The organism is Variovorax sp. VRV01 (assembly GCF_014852545.1).
Lineage (GTDB): Bacteria > Pseudomonadota > Gammaproteobacteria > Burkholderiales > Burkholderiaceae_C > Variovorax > Variovorax beijingensis_A.
This window is the reverse complement of the sequence record NZ_JACVBS010000011.1, coordinates 63691-89087: the sequence shown is the minus strand read 5'-3', so window position 1 is coordinate 89087 and position 25397 is coordinate 63691. Positions and strand designations below refer to the sequence as shown.

At 68.2% G+C, this 25397-nt stretch carries 21 protein-coding genes; 12 read left to right on the top strand and 9 right to left on the bottom strand.

Annotated features, from left to right (window positions below; translation table 11 throughout):
- Positions 1 to 185: 185 nt before the first annotated feature.
- From IB278_RS20090 to IB278_RS20055, 8 genes are all read left to right on the top strand, one after another.
- Positions 186 to 1346, top strand: coding sequence for an NAD(P)/FAD-dependent oxidoreductase (locus tag IB278_RS20090; protein ID WP_192325026.1), 1161 nt, complete (start codon positions 186 to 188; stop codon positions 1344 to 1346).
- A gap of 33 nt (positions 1347 to 1379) precedes the next feature.
- Positions 1380 to 2825, top strand: a complete 1446-nt coding sequence (locus IB278_RS20085) for a M81 family metallopeptidase (protein WP_192325025.1) — start codon at positions 1380 to 1382, stop codon at positions 2823 to 2825.
- Between the two features lie 137 nt (positions 2826 to 2962).
- Positions 2963 to 4543: an ABC transporter substrate-binding protein gene (locus IB278_RS20080; RefSeq protein WP_192325022.1), complete on the top strand. Its 1581-nt coding sequence runs from the start codon at positions 2963 to 2965 to the stop codon at positions 4541 to 4543.
- 21 nt (positions 4544 to 4564) lie between these two features.
- Positions 4565 to 5500 carry an ABC transporter permease gene (locus IB278_RS20075; protein ID WP_192325020.1) on the top strand — a complete coding sequence of 312 codons (936 nt, stop codon included), beginning with the start codon at positions 4565 to 4567 and terminating at the stop codon, positions 5498 to 5500.
- Positions 5501 to 5508: 8 nt separating this feature from the next.
- Positions 5509 to 6417 carry an ABC transporter permease gene (locus tag IB278_RS20070; protein ID WP_225613028.1) on the top strand — a complete coding sequence of 303 codons (909 nt, stop codon included), beginning with the start codon at positions 5509 to 5511 and terminating at the stop codon, positions 6415 to 6417.
- A gap of 8 nt (positions 6418 to 6425) precedes the next feature.
- The gene (locus IB278_RS20065; protein ID WP_192325018.1) at positions 6426 to 7454 is read left to right on the top strand and encodes an ABC transporter ATP-binding protein; all 1029 of its coding nucleotides are present in this window, start codon (positions 6426 to 6428) and stop codon (positions 7452 to 7454) included.
- Positions 7451 to 8449, top strand: a complete 999-nt coding sequence (locus tag IB278_RS20060; RefSeq protein ID WP_145741685.1) for an ABC transporter ATP-binding protein — start codon at positions 7451 to 7453, stop codon at positions 8447 to 8449. The genes IB278_RS20065 and IB278_RS20060 overlap by 4 nt, the downstream gene beginning before the upstream one ends.
- 12 nt (positions 8450 to 8461) lie before the next feature.
- Positions 8462 to 9922 (top strand): N-acyl-D-amino-acid deacylase family protein, encoded by a 1461-nt coding sequence (locus IB278_RS20055; protein WP_192325016.1) that lies wholly within the window; start codon positions 8462 to 8464, stop codon positions 9920 to 9922.
- Between the two features lie 6 nt (positions 9923 to 9928).
- On the opposite strand, the gene IB278_RS20050 is transcribed toward IB278_RS20055, so the two are convergent.
- The 5 genes from IB278_RS20050 to IB278_RS20030 form a co-directional block, all read right to left on the bottom strand.
- Positions 9929 to 10141 (bottom strand): hypothetical protein, encoded by a 213-nt coding sequence (locus IB278_RS20050; RefSeq protein ID WP_145741681.1) that lies wholly within the window; start codon positions 10139 to 10141, stop codon positions 9929 to 9931.
- A 139-nt stretch (positions 10142 to 10280) separates the two neighbouring features.
- Complete coding sequence (locus IB278_RS20045) at positions 10281 to 11159, bottom strand: ZIP family metal transporter (protein ID WP_192325014.1); 879 nt, start codon at positions 11157 to 11159, stop codon at positions 10281 to 10283.
- A 105-nt stretch (positions 11160 to 11264) separates the two neighbouring features.
- Positions 11265 to 12164, bottom strand: a complete 900-nt coding sequence (locus IB278_RS20040; RefSeq protein WP_192325012.1) for a dienelactone hydrolase family protein — start codon at positions 12162 to 12164, stop codon at positions 11265 to 11267.
- 109 nt (positions 12165 to 12273) lie between these two features.
- A complete protein-coding gene (locus tag IB278_RS20035) occupies positions 12274 to 13011 on the bottom strand; it encodes an aspartate/glutamate racemase family protein (protein ID WP_145741675.1) in 738 nt (245 codons plus the stop codon).
- Positions 13012 to 13123: 112 nt separating this feature from the next.
- Positions 13124 to 14011: a transporter substrate-binding domain-containing protein gene (locus tag IB278_RS20030; RefSeq protein WP_145741672.1), complete on the bottom strand. Its 888-nt coding sequence runs from the start codon at positions 14009 to 14011 to the stop codon at positions 13124 to 13126.
- 251 nt (positions 14012 to 14262) lie between these two features.
- Here IB278_RS20030 and IB278_RS20025 point away from each other — a divergent pair, with 251 nt between their 5' ends.
- Positions 14263 to 15483 carry a D-amino acid dehydrogenase gene (locus IB278_RS20025; RefSeq protein ID WP_145741670.1) on the top strand — a complete coding sequence of 407 codons (1221 nt, stop codon included), beginning with the start codon at positions 14263 to 14265 and terminating at the stop codon, positions 15481 to 15483.
- An 18-nt stretch (positions 15484 to 15501) separates the two neighbouring features.
- On the opposite strand, the gene IB278_RS20020 is transcribed toward IB278_RS20025, so the two are convergent.
- The 3 genes from IB278_RS20020 to polA are packed head-to-tail and all read right to left on the bottom strand — an operon-like array spanning position 15502 to position 20554.
- A complete protein-coding gene (locus IB278_RS20020; protein WP_124957001.1) occupies positions 15502 to 16404 on the bottom strand; it encodes a LysR family transcriptional regulator in 903 nt (300 codons plus the stop codon).
- 7 nt (positions 16405 to 16411) lie between these two features.
- Complete coding sequence (locus tag IB278_RS20015; RefSeq protein WP_192325010.1) at positions 16412 to 17698, bottom strand: M20/M25/M40 family metallo-hydrolase; 1287 nt, start codon at positions 17696 to 17698, stop codon at positions 16412 to 16414.
- A 33-nt stretch (positions 17699 to 17731) separates the two neighbouring features.
- On the bottom strand, positions 17732 to 20554 hold the full coding sequence (gene polA, locus IB278_RS20010) for a DNA polymerase I (protein ID WP_192325008.1): 2823 nt from the start codon (positions 20552 to 20554) through the stop codon (positions 17732 to 17734).
- 97 nt (positions 20555 to 20651) lie between these two features.
- On the opposite strand from polA, the gene IB278_RS20005 reads away from it, so the two are divergent.
- From IB278_RS20005 to IB278_RS19995, 3 genes are read left to right on the top strand one after another with little or no spacing between them, the layout of a single operon-like run.
- Positions 20652 to 21017, top strand: coding sequence for a hypothetical protein (locus IB278_RS20005; RefSeq protein ID WP_145741663.1), 366 nt, complete (start codon positions 20652 to 20654; stop codon positions 21015 to 21017).
- Positions 21018 to 21060: 43 nt separating this feature from the next.
- Complete coding sequence (locus IB278_RS20000; RefSeq protein ID WP_192325006.1) at positions 21061 to 22107, top strand: homoserine kinase; 1047 nt, start codon at positions 21061 to 21063, stop codon at positions 22105 to 22107.
- A 10-nt stretch (positions 22108 to 22117) separates the two neighbouring features.
- Positions 22118 to 22942 (top strand): BPSS1780 family membrane protein, encoded by an 825-nt coding sequence (locus tag IB278_RS19995; protein ID WP_145741659.1) that lies wholly within the window; start codon positions 22118 to 22120, stop codon positions 22940 to 22942.
- 23 nt (positions 22943 to 22965) lie between these two features.
- On the opposite strand, the gene IB278_RS19990 is transcribed toward IB278_RS19995, so the two are convergent.
- Positions 22966 to 25395 carry a UvrD-helicase domain-containing protein gene (locus IB278_RS19990; protein WP_145741657.1) on the bottom strand — a complete coding sequence of 810 codons (2430 nt, stop codon included), beginning with the start codon at positions 25393 to 25395 and terminating at the stop codon, positions 22966 to 22968.
- Between the last annotated feature and the right edge of the window lie 2 nt (positions 25396 to 25397).

Below are 25397 nucleotides of genomic sequence, written 5' to 3'. Positions count from 1 at the left end.
GTGCAGCGCAATTCTGCCAGCCCGGTGCCGCGCCGTTCCTTGCGGCCCGGGCGGTGCAGGCCCGGAAGTTGCGTATACGCAAATTGCGTTGACGCAAATTTCACCGACCAGGTGCACCATGGTTTCCCCTTGGTGCCCTCTATTTTATTTGCGTATCCGCAAATTTCTACCTACACTTTTCGCCGATGACTGCAAATTCCAAAGCACCCACGGTGGCCGACTACCTTGTGATTGGCGGCGGCATTGCCGGGGCTTCGGTGGCCCACTGGCTCGCGCCGCACGCCCGCGTGATCCTGCTCGAACGCGAAGCCCAGCCAGGCTACCACTCCACCGGCCGCTCGGCCGCGCTCTTCATGGAAAGCTACGGCACGGCGCAGGTGCGCGCCCTCACCATGGCGAGCCGCGCCTTTCTCGAGCATCCGCCCGAAGGTTTTTCCGAACACCCGCTGCTCACGCCACGCGGCGCGATGATGGTCGCGAGCACCGAGCACCTGCCGGAGCTCGAAGCCCACTGGAACGTGCTGCGCGCCATGAACACCGGCGCCACGCGCCTGGGCAGCGAAGAGGCACTCGCGATGGTGCCGGCCCTGCGGCCCGAGCAGGTCGCCGGCGCGGTCTACGAACCCGATGCCGCCGACATGGACGTGCACGCCATCCACCAGGGCTACCTGCGCGGCATGCGGCAGGCCGGCGGCAAGCTGGTGTGCGATGCCGGCGTGACGGCCATCGAGCGCATCGGCGAGCGCTGGCGCGTGACCGCTGGCGGCGCCGTGTACGAAGCGCCGGTGCTGCTCAATGCCGCGGGCGCCTGGGTCGACACCATCGCGCAGCTGGCTGGCGTGCAGCCCATCGGCATCGAGCCGCGCCGGCGCTCGGCTTTCATCTTCGCGCCGCCCGAAGGCAGCAGCGTCGCACACTGGCCCATGGTCTTCGGCGCCGACGAAGGCTGGTACATCAAGCCCGATGCCGGCATGCTGCTCGGCTCGCCGGCCAATGCGGACCCGGTCGAGCCGCAGGACGTGCAGCCCGAAGAACTGGACATCGCCTTCGCGATCCACCGCATCGAGGAAGCGACCACGCTCACCATCCGCCGGCCCACGCGCACCTGGGCCGGCCTGCGCTCCTTCGTGGCCGACGGCGACCTGGTGGGCGGCTTCGATCCCGACGCGCCGGGCTTCTTCTGGGTTGCGGCGCAGGGCGGCTATGGCATCCAGACCTCGGCGGCCATGGGCGAGGCCTGCGCCGCGCTGGCACGCGGGCTGCCGCTGCCCGAACGCATCGCGGGCTTCGGCCTCACGGCCGAGATGCTCGGGCCGCAGCGGCTGCGCACTGTCGCAGCCGGCTGACAAGAACACTCCCACCACCACAGAGACAAACCCATGCGTGTCTTCAGCGCCTCCCTCGCCACCGAAACCAACACCTTCGGCCCGATGCCGACCGGCCTCGCCTCCTTCAGGGACCGCGGCTACTTCCCGGCCGGCCAGCATCCGGACGCGATGACGCTGTTCTCGGGCCCGCTGTGGGCCGCGCGCATGCGCGGCGCCGACCGCGGCTGGGAGCTGTTCGAAGGCATGGTGGCCGGCGCGCAGCCCAGCGGCACCACCACGCGCCACGCCTACGAAACGCTGCGCGACGAACTGCTGGCCGACCTGCGCGCGGTGCTGCCGGTCGACATGGTGCTGCTCGGCCTGCACGGCGCCATGGTGGCCGACGGCTACGACGACTGCGAGGGCGATCTGCTCGCGCGCGTGCGGCAGATCGTCGGGCCCGGCGTGGTGATCGGCGCCGAACTCGATCCGCACAACCACCTGACGCCCCAGATGGTCGACAACGCCGACCTGATGATCTCGTTCAAGGAATACCCGCACACCGACGTGCTCGAACGCGGACTGGAGCTGGTGGACATCTGCGCCGCAATGGTCGAAGGCAAGGTGAAGCCGGTGGCCGCGATGGTCGACTGCGACATGATCGTTACCGTTCACACCTCGCGCGAGCCGGCGCGCGGGTTCGTCGAACGCATGCAATCGCTCGAGGGCAGGGACGGCGTGCTGTCGATCTCGCTCACGCACGGCTTCTCATGGGGCGACGTTGCCGAGATGGGCACCAAGGTGCTGGTCTACACCGACGGCGACCAGGCCAAGGCCGATGCGCTCGCCCGCCAGCTCGCGGACGAAGTCATCGCCATGCGCGACGGGCTCACGATCGACTACCCGGGCATCGACGCCTCGCTCGACCAGGCGCTGGCCTTCGACGGTGGCCCGGTAGTGCTGTCCGACGGCGCCGACAACCCCGGCGGCGGCGCGGCCAGCGACTCCACCTTCATCCTGCGCCGCATGGTCGAGCGCGGCATCGCGAACGCGGCCATCGGTCCGATGTGGGACCCGATCGCGGTGCGCATCGCCTTCGATGCCGGCGTGGGCGCGAAGCTGGCCATGCGTATCGGCGGCAAGATCAGCCCGCTCTCGGGCGACCCGATCGACCTCGACTGCACCGTGAAGGCGCTCAAGCACGACCTGGTGATGACGGGCCTGGCGGGCACGCCCACGCTCATGGGCGACAGCGCGCTGGTCGAGGCCAACGGCATCGAGATCGTGCTGGTCACGCTGCGCAACCAGGCCATGGGCACCGACCTGTTCACGCAGCTCGGATGCGACCTGGCGGCCAGGAAGATCATCGTCGTGAAGTCGTCGCAGCACTTCTACGCTTCTTACTCGAAGGTTGCGAAGCACGTGATCTACGCCGGCGCTCCCGGCGCCGTGACGCTCGACCTGAACACCCTGCCCTACCGCAAGGCGCGCCTGCCCAAGTGGCCGATCACGGCATGACCCCCAGGCTTGCCCACTTCGTGTGGCCTCCAACCCCCTTCCAGGGGGCAACACCAGCGGCCCGGCAAAGCCGGTTCCGCGGTGTTTCGCGAATGAATCTGGCCCGCTTCTTTTCAGCCTCTATCGGAGTACCGACGATGAAACGACGAACGCTTGCAGCCCTTGCCACCCTGGCGCTTTCGGCCGCGTACCTGCCGGCGCTCGCCCAGACGGCGCCGCCCAAGACGCTCAAGGTGGTGGCGCATGCCGACCTGAAGATCCTCGACCCGACCTTCACCACCGCCTACATTTCGCGCAACTTCGGCTACATGGTCTACGACACGCTGTTCGCGCAGGATGCGAACGGCAAGCCGCAGCCGCAGATGGCCGAGAAGTACACCTCCTCCAAGGACGGCAAACAGTGGAGCTTCACGCTGCGCCCGGGCCTGAAGTTCTCCGACGGCAGCGCCGTGACCTCGGCCGACGCGATTGCCTCGCTGCAGCGCTGGGCCGCACGCGACAGCATCGGCCGCGCCATGGTGGCGGGCGGCGCCGAGTGGAAGGCGGTGGATGCGCGCACCTTCACGCTCACGCTCGCCGAGCCCTTCGGCCTGGTGCTCGAGGGGCTCGCCAAGCCCTCGAGCTTTCCGCTGGTGATCCTGCCCGAGCGGCTCGCGAAGATGCCCGCCACCGCGCCGCTGCCCGAGGTGATCGGCTCCGGCCCCTTCATCTTCAAGCGCGACGAATGGGTGCCGGGCAACAAGACCGTGTTCGTGCGCAACCCCAACTACCTGCCGCGCAGCGAAGCGCCGAGCGGCCTGGCCGGCAGCAAGAAGACCAGCTTCGATCGCGTGGAATGGCTCTACCTGCCCGACGCCAACAGCGCCATCGCGGCGCTCAAGCGCGGCGAGGTCGACCTGGTGGAGCAAGTGCCGCCCGACTACATCGCGCCGCTGCGCACCGACCCGGGCGTGAAGATCGGCTCGGGCGGCACCTACCAGGGCTTCCTGGTCATGAACCACCTGCTGCCGCCCTTCAACAACCCGAAGGTGCGCCAGGCGCTGCTGCAGGCCGTGAGCCAGGAACGCATCGTCGCGGCCATGGGCTATCCGCTGGACATGCGCATGAGCTACTGCCAGACCTTCTTCATCTGCGGCAGCCCCAACGACACCGCCGCGGGCGCCGAACCCTACCGCAAGGCCGACGTGGCCAAGGCCAAGAAGATGCTCGCGGACGCCGGCTACAAGGGCGAGAAGGTCACCATCCTGGTGCCGAGCGACGTCACCTACCTCAACGCCGAGGCGCTGATGGCCGCGCAGACCATGCGCAGCATCGGCATGAACGTCGATGCGCAGACCATGGACTGGGCCTCCATCGGCGCGCGCCGCGCCAAGCGCGATGCGCCCGAGGCCGGCGGCTGGAACATGTACGTCACGGTGGCCGGCGAGTTCGACGTCAACTCCCCCATCACCAACGCCTACCTGAGCGCGGCCTGCGGCAACACCCTGCCCGGCTGGCCCTGCGACAAGCCGCTCGACGACCTGCGCAACGCCTGGCTCAAGGAGACCGTGCAGGCCAAGCGCCGCGAGATCCTCGACGCCTTCCAGGCCCGCGCCTACGAAACGGTGCCCTACATCAACGCCGGCCAGTACACGGCCGCGTTTGCCGCGCGCGCGAGCCTCAAGGGCACGGACAAGCTCTGGGCCGGCATGCCGACGGTCTGGATGCTCGACAAGTAGGCGGCATCGCACGGCGGCACCATGGGCTACATCCTCCGACGATTTCTCTCGACGCTGCCGGTGATGGCCGTGGTGGCGGTGGTGGTGTTCCTGCTGATCCACCTGTCGCCGGGCGACCCCGCGGCGCTGATCGCGGGCGACCTCGCCTCGGTCGAGGACATCGAGAAACTGCGCGCCGCGCTGGGCCTCAACCTGCCGCTGTGGCAGCAGTTCGCAATCTGGCTGGGCAAGCTCTTCACGGGCGATCTCGGCACCTCGATCTTCACCCAGGTGCCGGTGGCGCAGCTGCTCGCGCAGCGGCTGGAGCCCACGGTGTCGATCGCGGTGCTGACCATGGCCATCACGCTCGTTCTGGCGGTGCCGCTGGGCACGCTCGCGGCCTACCGCGCGGGCAGCTGGATCGACCGGCTCGTGATGCTGTTCGCGGTGCTCGCGTTCTCGGTGCCGGTGTTCCTGGTGGGCTACCTGCTGATCTACGCCTTCGCGATCCAGCTGCCGTGGTTTCCGGTGCAGGGCTACGTGCGCTTTTCCGACAGCCCCGGCCAATGGCTGCGCGGCCTGGTGCTGCCCTGCGTGAACCTCGCGCTGGTGTACATCGCGCTCGTCACGCGCATGACGCGCGCCACCGTGCTCGAGGTGCTGCATGAAGACTACATCCGCACCGCGCGCGCCAAGGGCCTGGGCGTGCTGCCGGTGCTGGGCCATGCGCTGCGCAATGCGGCCATTCCCATCGCCACCACGGTGGGCGTGGGCATCGCGCTCCTGATCGGCGGCGTGGTGGTCACCGAGACGGTGTTCGCCATTCCGGGCGTGGGCCGGCTCGTGATCGATTCGGTGCAGCGCCACGACTATCCCGTGATCCAGAGCGTGCTGCTGCTGTCGGCCGGCGTGTACGTGCTGATCAACCTGCTGATCGATCTGAGCTACCGGCTGTTCGATCCGCGCATCACGTACTAGATGACCCCATGTCTACCGTACTTCCGATGAGTGAAAGCCCCCTGCCCGCGCCGCCCGTTGCCGCGGCCGACGATGCGCCCTTCGTGCCGCCGCGCTGGCGCTGGGTGCGCAAGCATCCGACGCTGATCGTCGGCGGGCTGCTGCTGGTTGCAGTGGCCGCGGTCTCCATCGGCGCGCCCTGGATCGCCACCTTCGATCCGCAGGACATCGACCCGCTCGCGCGCATGCAGCCGCCCTCGGCCGAACACCTGTTCGGCACCGATGCGCTCGGCCGCGACGTGTTCAGCCGCGCCGTGTGGGGCGGGCAGGTGTCGATGATCGTCGGCGCCTCGGTCGCGCTGCTCGCCACCTTCTTCGGCGTGCTGATCGGCCTCATCGCGGGCTTCGTGCGCTGGGCCGACGGGCCGGTGATGCGCGTGATGGACGGGCTCATGGCCATTCCCGGCATCCTGCTGGCCATTGCGCTCATGGCGGTGACGCGCGCCAGCCTCACGACGGTGATCGTCGCCATCACGGTGCCGGAGATTCCGCGCGTGGTGCGGCTGGTGCGCTCGCTCGCGCTCACCCTGCGCGAGCAGCTGTATGTCGAGGCGGCGCATGCGGTGGGCACGCGGCTGCCCGTGATCCTGCTGCGGCACGTGCTGCCCAACATGGTGGCGCCGCTGATCGTGCAGTCGACCTTCGTGGCCGCCGCCGCGGTGCTGACGGAAGCGGCGCTGTCCTTCCTCGGCGTGGGCGTGCCGGCGCAGACGCCCAGCTGGGGCAACATGATGGCCGAGGGCCGCAACTTCGTGGCAGTGGCGTTCCACATCATCCTGTACCCGGGCCTGCTGCTGGCGGCCACGGTGCTGGCGATCAACCTGCTCGGCGACGGCCTGCGCGATGCGCTCGACCCGCGCCTGGCGCGGCAGCTGTGAGGCCCGCCATGGCACCGATGTCCCACCTTGCGCTCGCGCCCGGCGAGCCCCTGCTCGAAGTCGACAACCTGCGCACCCATTTCCATACGCTGGCCGGCGTGGTGCGCTCGGTCGATGGCGTGTCCTACACCGTGCGCGCGGGCCGCACGCTCGGCGTGGTCGGCGAATCGGGCTGCGGCAAGAGCGTGACCGCGCTCTCGATCCTGCGGCTGGTGCCGACGCCGCCGGGTCGCCACATGGGCGCCGTGCGCCTGCGCGGCACCGACCTGATGCAGCTCGGCGAACACGAGATGCAGCAGATCCGCGGCAACCGCATCTCGATGATCTTCCAGGAGCCGATGACCTCGCTGAACCCGGTGCTCACCGTGGGCCGGCAGATCGCCGAGACAGTGCAGCTGCACCAGAAGGCCAGCCGCGGCGAAGCGCTGCAGCGCGCGGTGGAAATGCTGCGCGTGGTGCAGATCCCCGAGCCCGAGCGGCGCGTGAACGAGTATCCGCACCAGCTTTCGGGCGGCATGCGCCAGCGCGTGATGATCGCGCTGGCCCTGGCCTGCAACCCCGAGGTGCTGATTGCCGACGAACCCACCACCGCACTCGACGTGACGATCCAGGCGCAGATCCTCGACCTCATCAAGCGGCTGCAGAAGGAACTGGGCATGGGCGTGGTGATGATCACGCACGACCTCGGCGTGGTGGCCGAGAGCTGCGACCGCGTGGTCGTGATGTATGCCGGCAAGAAGGTCGAAGAGGCCGACGTGGTCGACCTGTTCGACCGGCCGCTGCATCCCTACACGCGCGCACTGATGGCCTCGATGCCGTCGATGAACACCGCGAGCACGCGGCTGGCCGAGATCCCGGGGCTGGTGCCGGCCGCGCACGAGCTGGGCCGCAGCTGCGCCTTTGCGGCGCGCTGCAGCCAGGCGCGCGAACGCTGCCGCGCCGAGGCGCCGCAGCTCACGCTGCAGGGCAACGACCACGTGGTGGCCTGCTTCGCGGTCGAAGAACAATGGGCCAAGGCCGCCGAGGTGAGCGCATGACCACGACAACCGCAGCGCCGCTGCTCCAGGTGCGCAACCTGCGCAAGCACTACCTCTCGCCCAAGCGCTGGCTGCGGCCGGCCAGGCCCGCGATCCAGGCGGTCGATGGAGTCTCGTTCTCGGTGGCGCGCGGCGAGACGCTGTCGCTGGTCGGCGAATCGGGCTGCGGCAAGACGACCACCGCCAAGTCGGTGATGCGGCTGGTCGAGCCGACCTCGGGCTCGGTGCAGCTCGAGGGCGAGGAACTGCTGACGCTCTCCGCCAACGAGATGCGGCTGCGCCGGCGCCAGCTGCAGATCATCTTCCAGGACCCGTATGCCTCGCTGAACCCACGCCTGACGGCCGGCGACATCGTAGCCGAGCCCATGCGCAACTTCAGCCATCTTGGCACGGGCACGGCCGCCGAGCGGCGCGAGCGCGTGCAGTGGCTGTTCTCGCGCGTGGGCCTCAGGCCCGAGGCGGCGAAGAAATTCCCTCACGAGTTCTCGGGCGGCCAACGGCAGCGGCTGGGCATTGCGCGCGCGCTGGCGCTCAACCCCAAGCTGATCGTCTGCGACGAGCCGGTGTCGGCACTCGACGTGTCGGTGCAGGCGCAGGTGGTGAACCTGCTGATGGACCTGCAGGCCGAATTCGGCATTGCCTACCTGTTCGTCGCGCACGACCTTGCGGTGGTGCGCCACATCAGCCATCGCGTAGCGGTGATGTATCTCGGCCACATCGTCGAGATTGCCGACCGCAACACGCTGTTCTCCGCGCCGCTGCATCCCTACACCGAGATCCTTCTCTCGGCGGTACCCGTGCCCAATCCACGCACCCCCGCGCGCCGCATGCTGCTGCAGGGCGATCCACCGAGCCCCGCCAATCCGCCTTCGGGCTGCCGCTTCCACACGCGCTGCCCGATGGCGCAGGCCGTGTGCAAGGAAAAAGCGCCCGAGTTGAGCGAGCGGCCTTCGTCTTCCATCGGCGGCCACTGGGTCGCCTGCCACTTCCGCTGAAAGATCCCACCGATGAGCGACAAGACACCCCACTACGACCTGCTGATCCGCGGCGGCACCGTGATCGACGGCACCAAGGCGCCGCGCTTCGATGCCGACGTGGGCATCTCGGGCGGCCGCATCGCGGCCATCGGCAATCTCGCTGGCCACACCGCCGACCAAACGCTCGACGCCACCGGCCGCATCGTCGCGCCGGGCTTCATCGATTCGCACACGCATGACGACCAGGCCGTTCTTTCGCAGGCGCAGATGCCGTTCAAGGTGTCGCAGGGCGTGACCACGGTGGTGGCGGGCAACTGCGGCATCAGCGCCGCGCCGCTGCGCGAAGACATGGAACTGCCGATGCCGCTGAGCCTGCTCGAGACGCCGCCGGAGGACCGGTTCACGACCTTCGCGGCCTACCTCGATGCGCTGCGCGCCACGCCCTCGTCGGTGAACGTGGCGGCGATGGTCGGCCATTCGACCTTGCGCGCCGTGACCATGTCCGACCTCGACCGCCCCGCCAACGACAGCGAGATCGCCGCCATGCAGGCGCTGGTCGAAGAGGCGATGCAGGCCGGCGCCATCGGCCTGTCGACCGGCACCTTCTATCCGCCGGCCGTCAAGGCGACGACCGAGGAGATCATCGAAGTCGGCCGCCCGCTCAGCGCGCGCAAGGCGCTCTACGTGACGCACATGCGCGACGAGGCGGACCGCGTGATGGAGTCGCTGGAGGAAACCTTCCACATCGGCCGCGCGCTCGGCATTCCGGTGGTGGTGTCGCACCACAAGGTGCAGAACGCGCAGAACTTCGGCAAGAGCAAGGTGACGCTGCCCTTCATCAAGGAAGCGATGCGCCACCAGTGCATTGGCCTCGACTGCTATCCCTACACCGCGGGTTCCACCATGATCCGCACCGACCGGGGCATGATGGACGGCCGGGTGCTGATCGCGTCGAGCGTGCCGCGCCCCGAGTGCGCGGGGCGCGACCTGAAGGACATCGCGGCCGAATGGGGCGTCTCCGGCGAAGAGGCGGCGAAGCGGCTGTCGCCCGGCAGCGCGATCTATTTCATGATGGACGAGGACGACGTGCAGCGCATCCTCGCCTTCGAGGACACCATGATCGGCTCCGACGGCATCCCGCTCGGCGAGAAGCCGCATCCGCGCCTCTGGGGCACCTTCCCGCGCGTGCTCGGCCACTACAGCCGCGACGTCGGCCTGTTTCCGCTGGAGACGGCGGTGTGGAAGATGACCGGGCTCACCGCGCGCAACTTCGGGCTGCACGAGCGCGGCACCTTGAAGCCGGGCCACCACGCCGACGTGGTGATCTTCAATGCGGCCACGGTACGCGACACCGCGAACTACGAGACGCCGACACGGGCGGCCGAAGGCATCGATGCAGTGATCGTGAATGGCGCCCTCACCTGGCAGCACGGCGCGCACAGCGGCGCGCGCAACGGGCAGGTGATCGTGCGGCGCGAAACGGCGGCCTGACGAGAATCAGTCGGGGGCGTTCATCACGCGGTCGAACTCCTCGTCGGCCGGAACGTTGTCGGCGTCGAGCTCGCTCGCATCCGTGAGATCGATGCCCGTTTCCTCCGACAGGTCGTCGGAGATTTCGCTGTCGGTTTCCTCGAAATCGTCGGCTGGCGTGTTGTCGTCGTCTTCGTCGGGCAACGAGGCGGAACGCGCGGTGGCGTCGACGTTGATCATGATCGGCTCCTCAGACTGGATACTGGACTGAACGAACCCCTATAGTGCGCCTGTTTCGGCCGTTCCGCTTCACCTGAGGCGCGGCGTCGGTGTCGGAAAGTTTCTCGCCCGGCGCCGCCTGACTTGCCGGGCACTGCCCTCAGTCCTTGTGGACGTGGCCGTGTTCCCCATGGCCTTCGTCGAGGCCATGGCCGTCATGCCCGTGCTCGCCGTGCGCGAGCCGGCTCACCAGCGAGACCAGCGCAATGCCCACCACCAGCCACACGATCTGCGCCGCGGTCTGCCGCGCGGGCAACCGCTTCTGCAGCTGGGGAATCAGGTCGGCCAGCGCCACGTAGACGAAGCTGCTGCTGGCCAGCACCAGGAAGTACGGCAGCCAGCCGTGCAGCTGGTCGACCAGCCACCATCCCACGATGCCGCCGAGCATGGTCATGGTGCCGGCCAGCGACACCTTGACGAGCGCCGCACGCTGGTTGGCCGAGCTCTGGCGCAGCACGACCAGGTCGCCGATGTGGTGCGGCACCTCGTGCGCGAGCACGGCCACGGCCGCCACCAGGCCCAGGCGGATGTCCGCGATGAAGGCCGACGCAATCAGGATGCCGTCGCCGAAGCAGTGCACGCTATCGCCGGTGAGCACCGCCCAGCCGCCGCCCATGCGGGGCGCGTGGGCATGCGCATGGCCGTGATCGTGGCCGTGATCGTGGGCATGGCCGTGATCGCCGTGATGGTGCTCGTGCCCGTGATGCCAGAGCTCGGCCTTGTCGAGCAGGAAGAAGAACACCAGGCCGAACAGCAGCACGCCGAACAGCAGCGCGGGCTCGATGCGGCTCTCGAAGGCTTCGGGCAACAGGTGCATGAATGCGGTGGCCAGCAGCGCGCCCGCGGCCAGGCTCAGCAGGTGCTGCGAATTCACGCCGCCCGAACCGTTGCGAACGCCCACGCGCAAGAGCAATGCGGCCAGCCATACGCTTCCGATGCCGGCAACCAGGGTCGCCACGATGATCACTATCAAATTCATAGCTGCTTGCGCAATGTCGATGGGCATTGATGCCCGATACCGTTCATAAAAAGAGAAAGGCCGTCACGGGGACGGCCTTCGGCGGTGGATGGCTACAGGCTGTCGTCAGGCGACGCCATTGGCTTTGAACCAGGCCGTGGCGCGCTGCCATCCGTCTTCGGCCGCGCTCTTCACGTAGCTCGGGCGGTAGTCGGCATGGAACGCGTGGCCTGCTTCGGGATACACGACGAAGCTCGAAGCCTTGGCAGCCGGGGTTCCGGTGGCCAGGGCCGCCTTCATCTTATCAACCGTGTCAAGGGGGATGCCCTGGTCCTTGCCGCCGTAGAGCCCGAGCACGGGCGCCTGCAGGCTGGCCGCGATGTCGATCGGGTGCCTGGGCGTGAGTTCGCTCGGCTGGCCAACCAGCCGGCCGTACCAGGCCACGCCGGCCTTGACCTTGCCGGTGGCCGCATAGAGCCACACGAAGCGCCCGCCCCAGCAGAAGCCGGTGATGCCGGCCTTGGCCACGTTGCCGCCATTGGCCGATGCATACGAAAGTGCACCATCGAGGTCGGCCAGCACCTGCGCATCGGGCACCTTGCTCACGATGTCGGCCTGCAGTTTCGGGATGTCGGTATAGCCGCGCGGATTGCCCTGCCGCGCATAGAGTTCGGGCGCGATCGCCAGGTAGCCGAGCTGGGCGAAGCGGCGGCAGGTGTCGGCGATGTATTCGTGCACGCCGAAGATTTCCTGCACCACCAGGATCACGGGCAGGCCGGTCTCGCCGGCCGGAGCGGCCGCATAGGCCGGCACCTCGAAGCCATTGACGGTGTACTTGACGGGGCCGGCCTTCAGGCCTTCGGCCGAGGTGCTGATGGCGGTCTGCGCCATGACCGGCATGACCGCGGCTGCGTAGCCCACGCCAATGGCGGCCTTGAGCGCGGTGCGCCGCGTGGCACCCTGCTCTGTGCTCTGGCCGGGGCGAAGCGAATCGAAATCGGAACGGCTGTCGTCGCGAAGGGACATGGGTAGGGCTCCAGTTGAATCGTCGGACAAGGAGGGCATGCGCGAAAAACGCACGCCGCAATGTAGGCGAAACCAGCCCGGCCCGTCTGCCGGCAGGGTTGCTGCCGGACTAGTCGCGGTAGGCGCGGCGCGCCAGTGCGGCGGCCAGCACCTGCGCCGGGTCGACCAGGTCCAGCCCGGCCACGGCGGCCGAGCCCTGGAGCCCGAGCGGAACCTCGGTGCAGCCCATGATGATGGTGACCGGCCCGTGGCGCTGCGCGAGCTGCAGCGCCACCTGCGAAAAGCAGGCCTCGGCGAGCTGCATGTTGCCGGCCTTGACCCCGTCGAAGATGCCGCGCGTGATGATGCGGCGCTCTTCGGCCAGCGGCACATGGCAGTCGAGCCCTGCCTCGGCCAGCGCCTGTTCGTAGAGCCGCACGCGGTAGGTGCCTTCGGTGGCCATCAGCGCCACGCTGCCCGTGCCCTGCGCGGCCAGATGCCGCGCCACCTCGCGCGCCATGTGCAGCAGCTCGATCTGCGGAAAGCGCTCCTGCAGGCGGTCATGCCAGGCATGCGCGGTGTTGCAGGCGATGGCCACGGCCTGGCTGCCCAGCGCGGCCAGGCGCCCGAGCGCCTGCAGCATCGGCTCGAGCGGCTGGTGTGCGCCGTTTTCGGCCGAGCCCAGCGCGTCGGTGCGGTCGGGCACCGGCACCTGCGCGAGCCAGTGTTCCGGAAAGGACTGGTCCCGCACCGGCTCCCCGCGCGCGCGCATCTGCTGCGCGCAGGCCTGCACGAACAGCCGGACGAAGTCGGCCCCCGCCGCGGGGCCCATGCCGCCCAGAATGCCAACTACGTTCGTGGAAGCCATGATCTTTCTCTGTTTCAGGAATACCGCGGAACCGGCTTTGCCGGGCCGCTGGTATTGCCCCCGGTAGGGGGTGGGCGAAGCGACACGAAGTGCGCGCAGCCTGGGGGCGAGCTCAAGTAGCTGGCTTGTCCGAAGGCGCCTTGATGTTGTCCTTGAGCTGCTGGCTCATGGGCAGGTTCAGCGGCACGTTCTTCGGCGGGATCGGCGACATGAACCACTTGGTGTAGAGCTTCTCGAACTCGCCGCTCTTCATCATGCCGATGAAGGTGTCGTCCACCAGCTTCTTGAAGGCCGGATCGTCCTTGGGCAGCATGCAGGCATAGGGCTCGACCTGCAGCGCCTCGCCCACCACCTCGTAGTCGGCAGGGTTCTTGGCGTTGGCGATCAGGCCGTACAGCAGGATGTCGTCCATGGCAAACGCCATGGCGCGGTCGCTTTCCACGAGAAGGAAGGCGTCGGCGTGGTCCTTGCCGAGCACGATGTCCATGTCGAGGTTCTTCTCGGTGTTGTACTTGCGCATGACCAGCGCATTGGTGGTGCCGGTGGTGCTGGCCACCGTCTTCTTGGCGAGGTCGGCGTAGTCCTTGATCTTCGAGGACTTCTTCACCAGCAGGCGCGTGCCCGTGTAGAAATGGTTGACGGCAAAGGCCACGTCCTTGCCGCGCGCGCTGTTGTTGGTGGTGGAGCCGCACTCCAGGTCGATGGTGCCGTTGGTGATGAGCGGAATGCGGTTCTGCGAGGTCACCGGCATCAGCTGCACCTGCAGGCTGGGCTTGTTGAGCTTCTTCTTCACCGCCTCGACCACGGCGTTGGAGAGTTCGACCGAGAAACCGATCGGCTTGTTGGGGCCGTCCAGGTAGCTGAAGGGCACCGACGACTCGCGGTAGGCGAGCGTGATCTTGCCGGTCTCGGCGATCTTGGCCAGCGTGTCGGCGGCCTGGACGCCGGTGGCGGTAAGCAGCACCACGGCAGCGGCGGCCATCAATGCGGAGAGTTTCATGCGAGCCTTCTTCAGGTTGGTTGAACAGAACGGCCAGTGTAAGAAGGAGTGACACAGCGCGACAATTCCAATTGAACCCTAGGCCATACCCAAAGGTTATGGGTAGGGCCTGTTAACGCCCCAGGAAAACGCAGTCGGCAAGGCATGCGCTTTGGCTATGGGCCACCACGCTTTTGGCATTTCCGGCCGGCGCGGCGTGCACCTACAGTCGATGCCGTCCCCTCTTCACTCCCTCCCGGAAAGTTGCCTTCATGCATGTGTGTGTGCTGGGCGCCGGCATCGTGGGCCTGGCCACCGCCTGGCAGCTCGAACGCCGGGGCCACCAAGTCACGGTCGTCGACCGCGCAGCCCCCGGTGCGGGCGCCAGCGGCGGCAACGGCGCGCAGCTCAGCTACTCGTACGTGCAGCCGCTGGCCGACCCGTCGATCTGGAAGCAGCTGCCCAAGCTGCTGCTCTCGCCCTCGTCGCCGCTCAAGCTGCGGCCCCAGCTCGATCCGCTGCAATGGCGCTGGGGGTTGGCGTTCATGGCTGCCTGCAATGCGCAGACCTCCCGCAGCACCACGGCCCAGCTGCTCGCGCTGGCCGCGCTGAGCCGCACCGGGTTCGAGGCGATGCAAGCCGACGTGGCACCCGACTGCGACTTTTCCGCCACCGGCAAGCTGGTGCTGTACGCCAGCGCGGCCTCGCTCGACGGGGCGCGCGCGCAGCTCGAACTGCAGCGCACCATGGGCAGCGCGCAGCGCATCGTCTCGCCCGACGAGTGCGTGGCCATCGAGCCCGCACTCGCGGGCTACCGCGGCCAGATGGCGGGCGCGGTCTACACGCCGAGCGAATGCGCGGCCGACTGCCTCAAGGTCTGCGCCGAACTGCAGCGGGTGCTCGGCGCACGCGGCGTGCGCTTTCTGCTCGGCACCGACGTGCATGGCTTCGCACGCAGCAAGGGCCGGGTGGCGGCAGTGAACACCAGTGCCGGCAGCATCGAGGCCGATGCCTTCGTCATGGCGCTGGGCTCGGCCTCTCACCGGCTCGGGCGCGCGCTGGGCGCCTACCTGCCGGTGTATCCGCTCAAGGGCTACAGCATCACGGTGGAGGTCGATCCTTCGCCGGGCGCCGCACCCACGGTGAACGTGACCGACAGCGCCCGCAAGGTGGTGTTCGCGCGCATCGGCTCGCGGCTGCGCGTGGCGGGCATGGCGGAACTGGTGGGGCACGATGCGAGCATTCCGGCCACGCGCATCGAGACGCTGGCCGCGGCCACGCGCGCCGTCTTCCCGCATGCAAGCCGGCTCGAGGAACTGCACCCGTGGACTGGCATGCGGCCGGCCACGCCCAAGGGGCTGCCGATCATCGGGCGGCTGGCGAGCGCGCCGGCCAACATGCTGTTCAACACCGGGCACGGCGCGCTGGGCTTCACGCTGGCCTTCGGCTCGGCGCAGCGGATTGCCGAGGCGCTGGAGTCCGCGGACTCCTGAGTTTCCCCGCTGCGGCCCTCAGGCCGCCTGTTCGATCGCCTCGCGCATGCAGCGCGTGATGCCACGCACCGCCACCGAATCGGGCTTGCCCGCAAAACGCAAGGCGCGCACCGGCACCGGGATGTGCGGCTCCAGCGCGAGCACGTCGACCTTGGCGGCGTCCGCCGAGCGCGCCGTGCAGCCGTCGACCAGCGCCACGCCGAGGCCGTGGTGCGCCATCGACAGCGCCGCGTGGTAGGTCTGCACCGTGACCACCGCCTGCTGGAAGCCGACGCCCGCCTGGCGGCAGGCCTGGCTCAGGCTGGTGCCCACCGGGTCACGGCTGTCCAGGCCGATCACCGGCCGGTCGACCAGGTCGTGCAGCGCCACCGAGCCGTTGCGCACCAGTGCGCGCGGCAGCATGCCCTTGGGCGCGATGCACACCATGCGCGTGTCGGCCAGCGTCTCCTGCGTGAGCGAGGGATGCACCGCGGGGCTGAAGACAAAGCCCACGTCGGCCTCCTGCAGCAGCAGCGCCGACATGATCTGCGGCGAATGCAGCGACTCCACCGTGATCGCATAACCCGGATGCTTCTCGCGGAAGGCCTTGAGCGCGCGCGGCAGCACCTCGTAGCTCAGCGCCAGCACGCTCAGGATGCGCAGCTCGCCGGTGTCGCTGCCCGCCCGCAGGTTGGCCGCGAGGCGCTGCACCTCGTCGAGCTGCGCGAACAGCCGCTCGATGTGCGGATAGAGCGTGAGCGCCTCGGTGGTCGGCGTGAGCCGGCCCTTGGCGCGCTGGAACAGCGGAAAGCCAAGTTGCAGCTCGGCATGCTGCAAGGTGCGGCTCACGGCCGGCTGCGTGATGTTGATGAGCCGCGCCGCCGCGCTCACGCTGCCCGTGAGCATGATCGCGTTGAAGACCTCGATGTGGCGCAGGCGCATGGCCGGCTCAGTTGCCTGCGACCTTGCTGCGCGAGAGGTCCATCACCATGCGGGTTGCAAGATAGAGCCTCGGCTCGATGGAGTCGACCAGCACGTACTCGGCATCGGCCGAATGCGCGCCGAAGCCCTGCAGGCCGAAGCGCTCGACCACCGGCGCCTTGGTCTTGAGCGCGGCAAAGGCGGCATCGGTGCCGCCGCCGGCCACCTTGTCGTCGGCGCCCAGCGGCCGGCCGAGCTCGTCCTTGTAGATCTGCTGCGCGTGCTTCGCAAGCGCCAGCGAGGCATCGGTGGCTTCGAGCGGCGGACGGCGGCGCTCGAACTTCATCACGACCTTGGCCTCCGGGATCAGCTGCTTCTTCACGCGCTCCTGCACCTGCTGCTCGATGCGGTCGTAGTCGCTCACCTTGAGCACGCGCACGTCGGCGCCCGCGGTGGCGCTGGCCGGAATCACGTTGCGGTTGCTGCCCGAGCGCGAGATGGTCCAGTTCATCTTGAGCCCGGTGGCGGGATCGGACAGGTCGCGCATCTGCAGGATCTGGTGCGACAGCTCGTAGAGCGCGTTCACGCCCAGCTCCGGCGCCGAACCCGCGTGCGAGGCCTTGCCCGTGACGTTCAGCGTGACCGAGGCGATGCCCGCGGTAGCCAGCGAGAGCTTGTCTTCCTTGACCGAGGCGCCCTCGAACGACAGCACCGCATCGTGCTCGCCGCCCAGCCGCGTGATGAGCGCGCGCGAACCCGGCGAGCTGATTTCCTCGTCGCCGTTGATCAGCACCGTGAGCGTGCCGTAGTCCTTGAACTTCAGCGCCTGCAGCATCGCCACCGTGTGCGTGATGACGGCCACGCCCTGCTTGTCGTCGGCAATGCCCAGGCCATAGGCCTTGTCGCCTTCGACGCGGAACGGCTGCTTGTCGAGCATGCCCACGGTGTAGACCGTGTCCATGTGCGCGATCAACATGATCTTCTTCTTGCCCGTGCCCTTGAAGGTGGCGCGCACCGCCCGGCCGATCTTCTCGGGCGTGTCTTCCATGCGGTAGGCCTCGGCGCTGGTGTCGACCAGCTCGACCTCGCCGCCCATGGCCTTGAACTTTGCGGCGATGAGCTCGGAGATCTTCTCGAGGCCTTCGAGGTCGCGGCTGCCGGATTCGATGGAGACCAGCTCCTTCAGCGTCTCGAGCAGCGCGGGCTTTTCCTTGGCGGCCAGCGAGGCGATGCGGGCATCGGGCGCGGCAAACGCGGTGCCAAGGCATGCGGCGCAAACGGCGGCGAGCAAGAATTTGCGGGGCTGGAATGTCATGTGCGTGCTTCTTCTTTCTTCAGTGGGTGGGGATCAGTGCGCCTTGTCCCAGTTGGGACCGATGCCGATCTCGGCCAGGAGCGGCACCTTGAGCTCGGCCACGCCGGCCATCAGGCGCGGGATTTCGGTGCGCACCCATTCGATCTCGGCTTCGGGCACCTCGAACACCAGTTCGTCGTGCACCTGCATGATCATGCGGGTGGCGCGCTTCTCCTCGTCAAGCACGTTCTGTACCTTGATCATGCTGAGCTTGATCAGGTCGGCCGCCGTGCCCTGCATCGGCGCGTTGATGGCGGCGCGCTCGGCACCGCCGCGGCGCGGGCCGTTGGGCGAATTGATCTCGGGCAGGTAGAGGCGCCGTCCGAACACGGTCTCCACATAACCCTTTTCCTTGGCCAGCGCCTTGGTCTCGTCCATGTACGCCTTCACGCCCGGATAGCGCGCAAAGTAGCGGTCGATGTAGGAGGCCGCGGCCTTGGTCTCGATGCCCAGGTTGCGCGCCAGGCCGAAGCTGCTCATGCCGTAGATGAGCCCGAAGTTGATCACCTTGGCATAGCGGCGCTGCTCGCTCGACACCTGGTCGGGCGTGGCGCCGAACACCTCCGCCGCGGTGGCGCGGTGCACGTCGATGCCTTCCCTGAAGGCGCGCAGCAGCGACTCGTCGCCGCTGATGTGGGCCATGATGCGCAGCTCGATCTGCGAGTAGTCGGCGCTCGCGATCACGCTGCCGGGCGGCGCGATGAAGGCCTCGCGCACGCGGCGGCCTTCGGGCGTGCGGATCGGGATGTTCTGCAGGTTGGGATCGTTGCTCGACAGTCGCCCCGTGACCGCCACCGCCTGCGCATAGTGCGTGTGGACGCGGCCGGTGCGCGGGTTGGCGAGCTGGCCCAGCTTGTCGGTGTAGGTGCCCTTGAGCTTGGACAGGCCGCGGTGCTCGAGGATCTTGGCCGGCAGCGGATAGTCCTCGGCCAGCTTCTCGAGCACTTCCTCGTCGGTGCTGGGTGCGCCGCTCGGCGTCTTCTTGACCACCGGCAGGCCCAGCTTGGTGAAGAAGATCTCGCCGATCTGCTTGGGCGAGCCCAGGTTGAAGGGCTGGCCGGCGATCTCGTAAGCCTCCTGCTCGAGCGCCATGATGCGCGTGCCGAGTTCGTGGCTCTGCGCGGCCAGCGTGGGCGCATCGATCAGCACGCCGTTGCGCTCGACGCGGTAGAGCGCCTCGCTCGAATCCATCTCGAGCTGGTAGATGAAGCGCAGCTTCTCGTCGCGCTCGATCTGGGGCCGCAGCGCCAGGTGCACGTCGAGCGTCTGGTCGCTGTCCTCGCACGAATATTCGGCGGCCTTGGCGATGTCGACCTGGCTGAACGAGATCTGGTGCGCGCCCTTGCCGCACAGGTCTTCGTACGAGATGCCGCTGCGGCCCAGGTGCCGTTCGGCCAGGCTCGCGAGCCCGTGCGGCCGGTGAGCCTCGAGCACGTAGCTCTGCAGCATGGTGTCGTGCGCATAGCCCTGCACCTCGATGCCGTGGTTGGCGAACACATGGCGGTCGTACTTGATGTGCTGGCCGAGCTTCTTCTTCGCGGGGTTTTCGAGCCAGGGCTTGAGCCTGGCGAGCACTTCGTCGATGGGCAGCTGCGCGGGCGCGTCGGGATAGTTGTGCGCGAGCGGAACGTAGGCCGCCGCGCCGGGCTCGATGCTGAAGCTCACGCCGACGATGCGCGCGACCATTTCGTCGAGCGAGGTGGTCTCGGTGTCGATGGCGGCCAGCTCGGCGGCCTCGAGCTTGGCGAGCCAGGCATCGAACTGCTCCCAGGTGGTGATCGTCTCGTACTTGAGGTTGCTCGCGGGCGCAGCGGCCTCCAGCGCGCCGAGCTCGGCCGATTCGTCGAACAGCCCGCCCTGGTCGGCGCTCGCCGCGGCGCCCCGGGCCAACTGCTTCTTGATGTTCTCTTCGATCAGCTCGGGCGGCACTTCCAGCGCCTCGAGGGACTTGACCAGGCTCTTGAAGCCGAACCTCTCGTAGAAGGGCTTGAGCTCCGCGGTCTGCGGTGCACCCACCGGCAGGCCTTCGAGCGAAGGCAGGCCGGCCACATGCGCGGCCAGGTCGCAATCGGTGCGGATGGTGACGAGCTGACGGCTCAGCGGGAGCTTGTCCAGGGCCTTGCGCAGGTTTTCACCAGCCTGGCCTTTCACCTCGGCGGCGCGCTCGATCAGTGCGTCGAGCGAGCCGTATTCGAGCAGCCATTTGGCTGCTGTCTTGGGGCCGACCTTCTCGACGCCGGGCACGTTGTCGACGGCATCGCCCACCAGCGTCTGGTAGTCGATCATCAAGGTGGGCGGCACGCCGAATTCGGCCGTGACCCCCGCCACGTCGCGCTTCTTGCCGTTCATCGTGTCGATGATCGTGATGTGCTCGTCCACCAGCTGGCTCAGGTCCTTGTCGCCGCTCGACACGATGACTTCGATGCCCTGCTGCGCCGCCGTCTTGGCGAGCGTGCCGATCACGTCGTCGGCCTCGATGTCGGGCACGCAGAGCACCGGCCAGCCCATCAGCTTGACCACCTGGTGGATGGGGTCGATCTGGCTGCGCAGGTCGTCGGGCATCGGGGAGCGGTTGGCCTTGTATTCGGGGTACAGGTCGTCGCGGAAGGTCTTGCCGGGCGCATCGAAGACGCAGGCCGCATAGTCGGCGCGCACCTCGCGGCGCAGCGCCGTCATCATGTTGATCATTCCGCGGATGGCGCCGGTCGCCGGGCTCTTCGGGTCGCCGGGCACGGCCCGCAGGTCGGGCATGGCATGGAAGGCGCGGTAGAGATAGCTCGAGCCATCGACGAGCAGCAGCGTTTTCTTGTCGGTCATCGGGCCATTTTGCCGTGCCCGGACCGGCATCCCGAACCACGCCGGCAAGCGCCGCCGGCCGACACCCCGAAAGCGCCCCCGCGCCTACAATCCCTGCATGCCTAGCCCCACACTCCTGGTCGCCCGCCGCATCCTGCTGGCGCTGGCCTTTGCCGTCCCCGTTGCCGCCGTCCAGGCGCAGCCTGCGCCCGCCGCAACGCCTGCGCCGGCCGAGCCGCTACAAAATCAGGAGCAGGCCGACGGCCGCCGCAACCAGAAGGTCGAGCACATCCACACGGAAGACAGCGGCGCCTCGGTCGACGAGGTGCGCTACGGCGGCCGCACGCAGAGCATCAACGTGAAGCCCAAGGCCAACGTGCCGGGCTACGAGGTGCGGCCCAACGATCCAGGCGCCCGTGCGGGTTCGGGCGATGCCAACTCGAACGGCAACGGCGCCCGGGTCTGGAACGTGATGAAGTTCTGACCGTGCCGCGCCTTCCATCTGCAGCAAGACGCTGAGCATCGCCATGGCAGTTTTTACCGAAGTCGAGTTCGGCGAGGCGGACGCGCTCGTGCAGCGCCTGGGTCTCGGCCCGCTGCGCGAACTGCGCGGCATCGAGGGCGGCATCGAGAACACCAACTACTTCGCGACCACCGAAAGCGGCGAGTTCGTGCTGACGCTGTTCGAACGCCTGAGCGCCGAGCAGCTTCCCTACTACCTTTGTCTCATGAAGCACCTGGCGGGCCGCGGCCTGCCGGTGCCCGAGCCGGTGGCCGACCCGGCCATCCAGCCGCCGTCGGGCCATGCGCTGACCATTCCCGCGAACGCCCCGTGCGAACTGCTGCTCCAGGTGGCGGGCAAGCCGGCCGCGCTGGTGCAGCGGCTCTCGGGCCGCAGCGAACTGGCGCCGGGCACGGCCCATTGCGCCGAACTGGGCGCCCTGCTCGCGCGCATGCACCTGGCCGCGCGCGACTTTCCGCGCATCCAGCCGAACCTGCGCGGCCTCGCCTGGTGGAACGACACCGTGCCGGTGGTGCTGCCCTACGTCGACGAATCGCAGGCCGCGCTGCTGCGCGCCGAGCTCGCCTACCAGAACCACATCGCCGAATCCTCGGCCTATGCGGCGCTGCCGCGCGGCCCGGTGCATGCCGACATGTTCCGCGACAACGTGATGTTCGCCACCGGCGAGACGGCCGGCACGGCGCCGCGCCTCACCGGCGTGTTCGACTTCTATTTCGCGGGCACCGACACCTGGCTGTTCGACCTGGCCGTGTGCCTGAACGACTGGGCCGTCGATCTCTCGACCGGACGGCACGATGCCGAACGCGCCGACGCGCTGCTTGCGGCCTACGAAAGCGTGCGCCCGCTGAATGCGGCAGAGCGCGCCCTGCTGCCCGCCATGCTGCGGGCCGCGGCGCTGCGCTTCTGGATTTCTCGGCTGTGGGACTTCCACCTGCCGCGCGAAGCCAGCATGCTCAAGCCGCACGACCCGGCGCACTTCGAGCGCGTGCTGCGCGAGCGCGCCAACCATCCGCATGCCATGGCGCAGTCGCTCGAGCCGCTGCCCGCCTGACCCTTCAAAAATGAAACTCCACATCGTGCCGGCGCGAACCGGCGCCGAATGGGTCCGCCTCGGGCTCAAGACCTTCTGGCGGCAGCCGCTCGCCTTCATCTCGCTGTTCTTCCTGCTGATGGCGCTGATTTCGACGGTGTCGCTGCTGCCGCTGGTGGGCAGCGTGCTGGCGCCGGTCCTGCTGCCCTTCATGACGCTGGGACTGATGGTGGCCACTTCGGTGGCCTACACCGACAACGCAGAGGGCGTCGGCACCGCCGGCCACGCGCAGCGGCCCACCGGCTCCGCCATGTTCGTGGCGGTGGCCGGCGCCATGCGCACCGAGTGGCGCTCGCTGGTCAAGCTCGGCGTGATCTCGGCGGCGTATTTCGTGGTGGCCGTGCTGCTCACGAGCTTCATCGACGGCGGCCAGCTGGCACGCGCCTACCTGCTCGACGACATGCCGTCGGCCGAGACCATGGCCAGCAGCGACTTCCAGGTGGCGCGCATGTTCCTGATGTGCCTGAACCTGCCGCTCTCGCTGGCGATGTGGCACGCCCCGGCGCTCGTGCACTGGCACGGCGTGGAGCCGGTCAAGAGCATCTTCTTCAGCGTGGTGGCGCTGTTCCGCAACTTCGGCGCCTACGCCCTCTTCGTGCTGGCGTGGTTCGGCGTGTTCCTTCTCGCGGGCATCGGCATGGGGCTCATCGCCACGGTGCTGATCGGCGTGGGCGCGGCGGCCGGCGGCGCGGCCCTCATCGGCAACGTGCTGATCGTGGGATCGGCACTGGTGCTCGCGGCCATGTCGCTGAGCTCCACCTGGTTCACCTTCCGCGACAGCTTCGATCCGGGCTGATCGACCTCAGGGCCGGCGCCCGTTCACACCGGCGTGAGCTTGGCCACCGACAGCGCGAGCCACTTCACGCCGTGGCGCGCGAACTTGACCTGCGCGCGCGCGTCGTCGCCGGTGCCTTCGAGCGACAGCACCGTGCCTTCGCCGAACTTGTTGTGGAACACCTGCATGCCCGAGCGCAGGCCGTGCGAGGGCGCGGCCTTCTGCGGCGGCACTGGCGGGCTCGCGAAAGTGTCCTTGCTGCCGCCGTAGCCGCCTCCGCTGCTGTAGCTGCCGCCGCCGCCGCGCGTGCTCGCATAGCCGCCGCCATAGCCGAAGGCCGAGGGCGTGAAGGCCTGGTTCTTCGGCGTGAGCCACTTGAGCGCGCCTTCGGGCAGCTCCTCGAAGAAGCGGCTCTTCACGTTGTAGCGCGTCTGGCCGTGCAGCATGCGCGTCTGCGAATGGCTCAGGTAGAGGCGCTTGCGCGCGCGCGTGATCGCGACGTACATCAGGCGGCGCTCTTCCTCGAGGCTCTCGAAATCGCTCATCGAGTTCTCGTGCGGGAACAGGCCCTCTTCCATGCCGGTGATGAACACGCAGTCGAACTCCAGGCCCTTGGCGGCGTGGACGGTCATGAGCTGCACCGCGTCCTGCCCGGCCTGCGCCTGGTTGTCGCCCGATTCGAGCGCCGCATGCGTGAGGAAGGCGGCCAGCGGACTCAGCGTTTCGCCGGTTTCGGCATCGGGCGCGAGCGGCTCGTCGATGACGGGCCGGTTCGGATCGAGCCCCTGGCTCGCGGGCGACTGCCGCAGCTCGTCGATGGGCAGCGCCACCGCATCGCGGCCGAAGCCTTCCTGCGTGACGAAGCTCTCGGCCGCGTTCACCAGTTCTTCCAGGTTCTCGATGCGGTCGGCGCCTTCGCGGTCGGCCTTGTAGTGTTCGACGAGGCCGCTGTGGTCGAGCACCAGTTCGATGATCTCGCGCAGGCTGGCGCCCTGCGTCTGCTCGCGCAGCACGTCGATCTTGGCGACGAAGGCCGTGAGGTTCGAGCCCGCCTTGCCGCCGACGGCATGCACCGCGTCGTGCAGCGAGCGGCCCGCCGTGCGCGCCGCGTCCTGCAGCTGCTCGAGCGTGCGCGCACCGATGCCGCGCGGCGGAAAGTTGACCACGCGCAGAAAGCTGGTGTCGTCGTCCTTGTTCTCGAGCAGGCGCAGGTAGGCGAGCGCGTGCTTGATTTCGGCGCGCTCGAAGAAGCGCAGGCCGCCGTACACGCGGTACGGCACCGAGGCGTTGAAGAGCGCCGTTTCGATCACCCGGCTCTGCGCATTGCTGCGGTAGAGCACGGCCATTTCCTTGCGGTCGAAGCCGTCGCGCACGAGCTGGCGCATTTCCTCGACCATCCACTGCGCCTCGGCCAGGTCGGTGGGCGACTCGTACACGCGTACCGGCTCGCCGGGCCCCTGGTCGGTGCGCAGGTTCTTGCCCAGGCGCTTCTTGTTGTGGCTGATGAGCTCGTTGGCCGAATCGAGGATGTTGCTGTAGCTGCGGTAGTTCTGCTCCAGCTTGATCTGGTGCTGCACGTCGAACTCGCGCACGAAGTCGGCCATGTTGCCCACGCGCGCGCCGCGGAAGGCGTAGATGCTCTGGTCGTCGTCGCCCACGGCGATCACGCTGTTGTTCTGGCCCGGCACGAACTGGCCTCCCGCCGCGGTGCTGCCCGAGATCATCTTGATCCACGCGTACTGCAGGCGGTTGGTGTCCTGGAACTCGTCGATCAGGATGTGGCGGAAGCGCCGCTGGTAGTGCTCGCGCACCGCGTCGTTGTCGCGCAGGAGTTCGTAGCTGCGCAGCATGAGTTCGCCGAAGTCGACCACGCCTTCGCGCTGGCACTGCTCTTCATAGAGCTGGTAGAGCTCGACCTTCTTGCGGTCGTCCTCGGTGCGGATCTCCACGTCCTTCGGGCGCAGGCCGTCTTCCTTGGCGCCGGCAATGAACCACTGGGTCTGCTTGGCCGGAAAGCGCTCGTCGTCGACGTTGAACTGCTTCATCAGCCGCTTGATGGCCGAGAGCTGGTCCTGCGTGTCGAGGATCTGGAAGGTGGAAGGCAGGTTGGCCAGCTTCCAGTGCGCGCGCAGGAAGCGGTTGCACAGGCCGTGGAAGGTGCCGATCCACATGCCGCGCACATTCACGGGCAGCATCGCCGTGAGCCGCGTCATCATTTCCTTGGCGGCCTTGTTGGTGAAGGTCACGGCCAGGATGCCGCCGGCGGAGACCTGGCCGGTCTGCAGCAGCCAGGCGATGCGGGTGGTCAGCACCCGCGTCTTGCCCGAGCCGGCGCCGGCAAGGATCAGGGCATTGCCCGCAGGCAGGGTGACCGCGGCGCGCTGCTCCGGGTTGAGGTTGGCGAGCAGGGGCGAATCGGCCGCTGGGGATGGGGGTGCGCCGGCAGTGGCGTCGTACGAGCCGAAAAGAGACATCC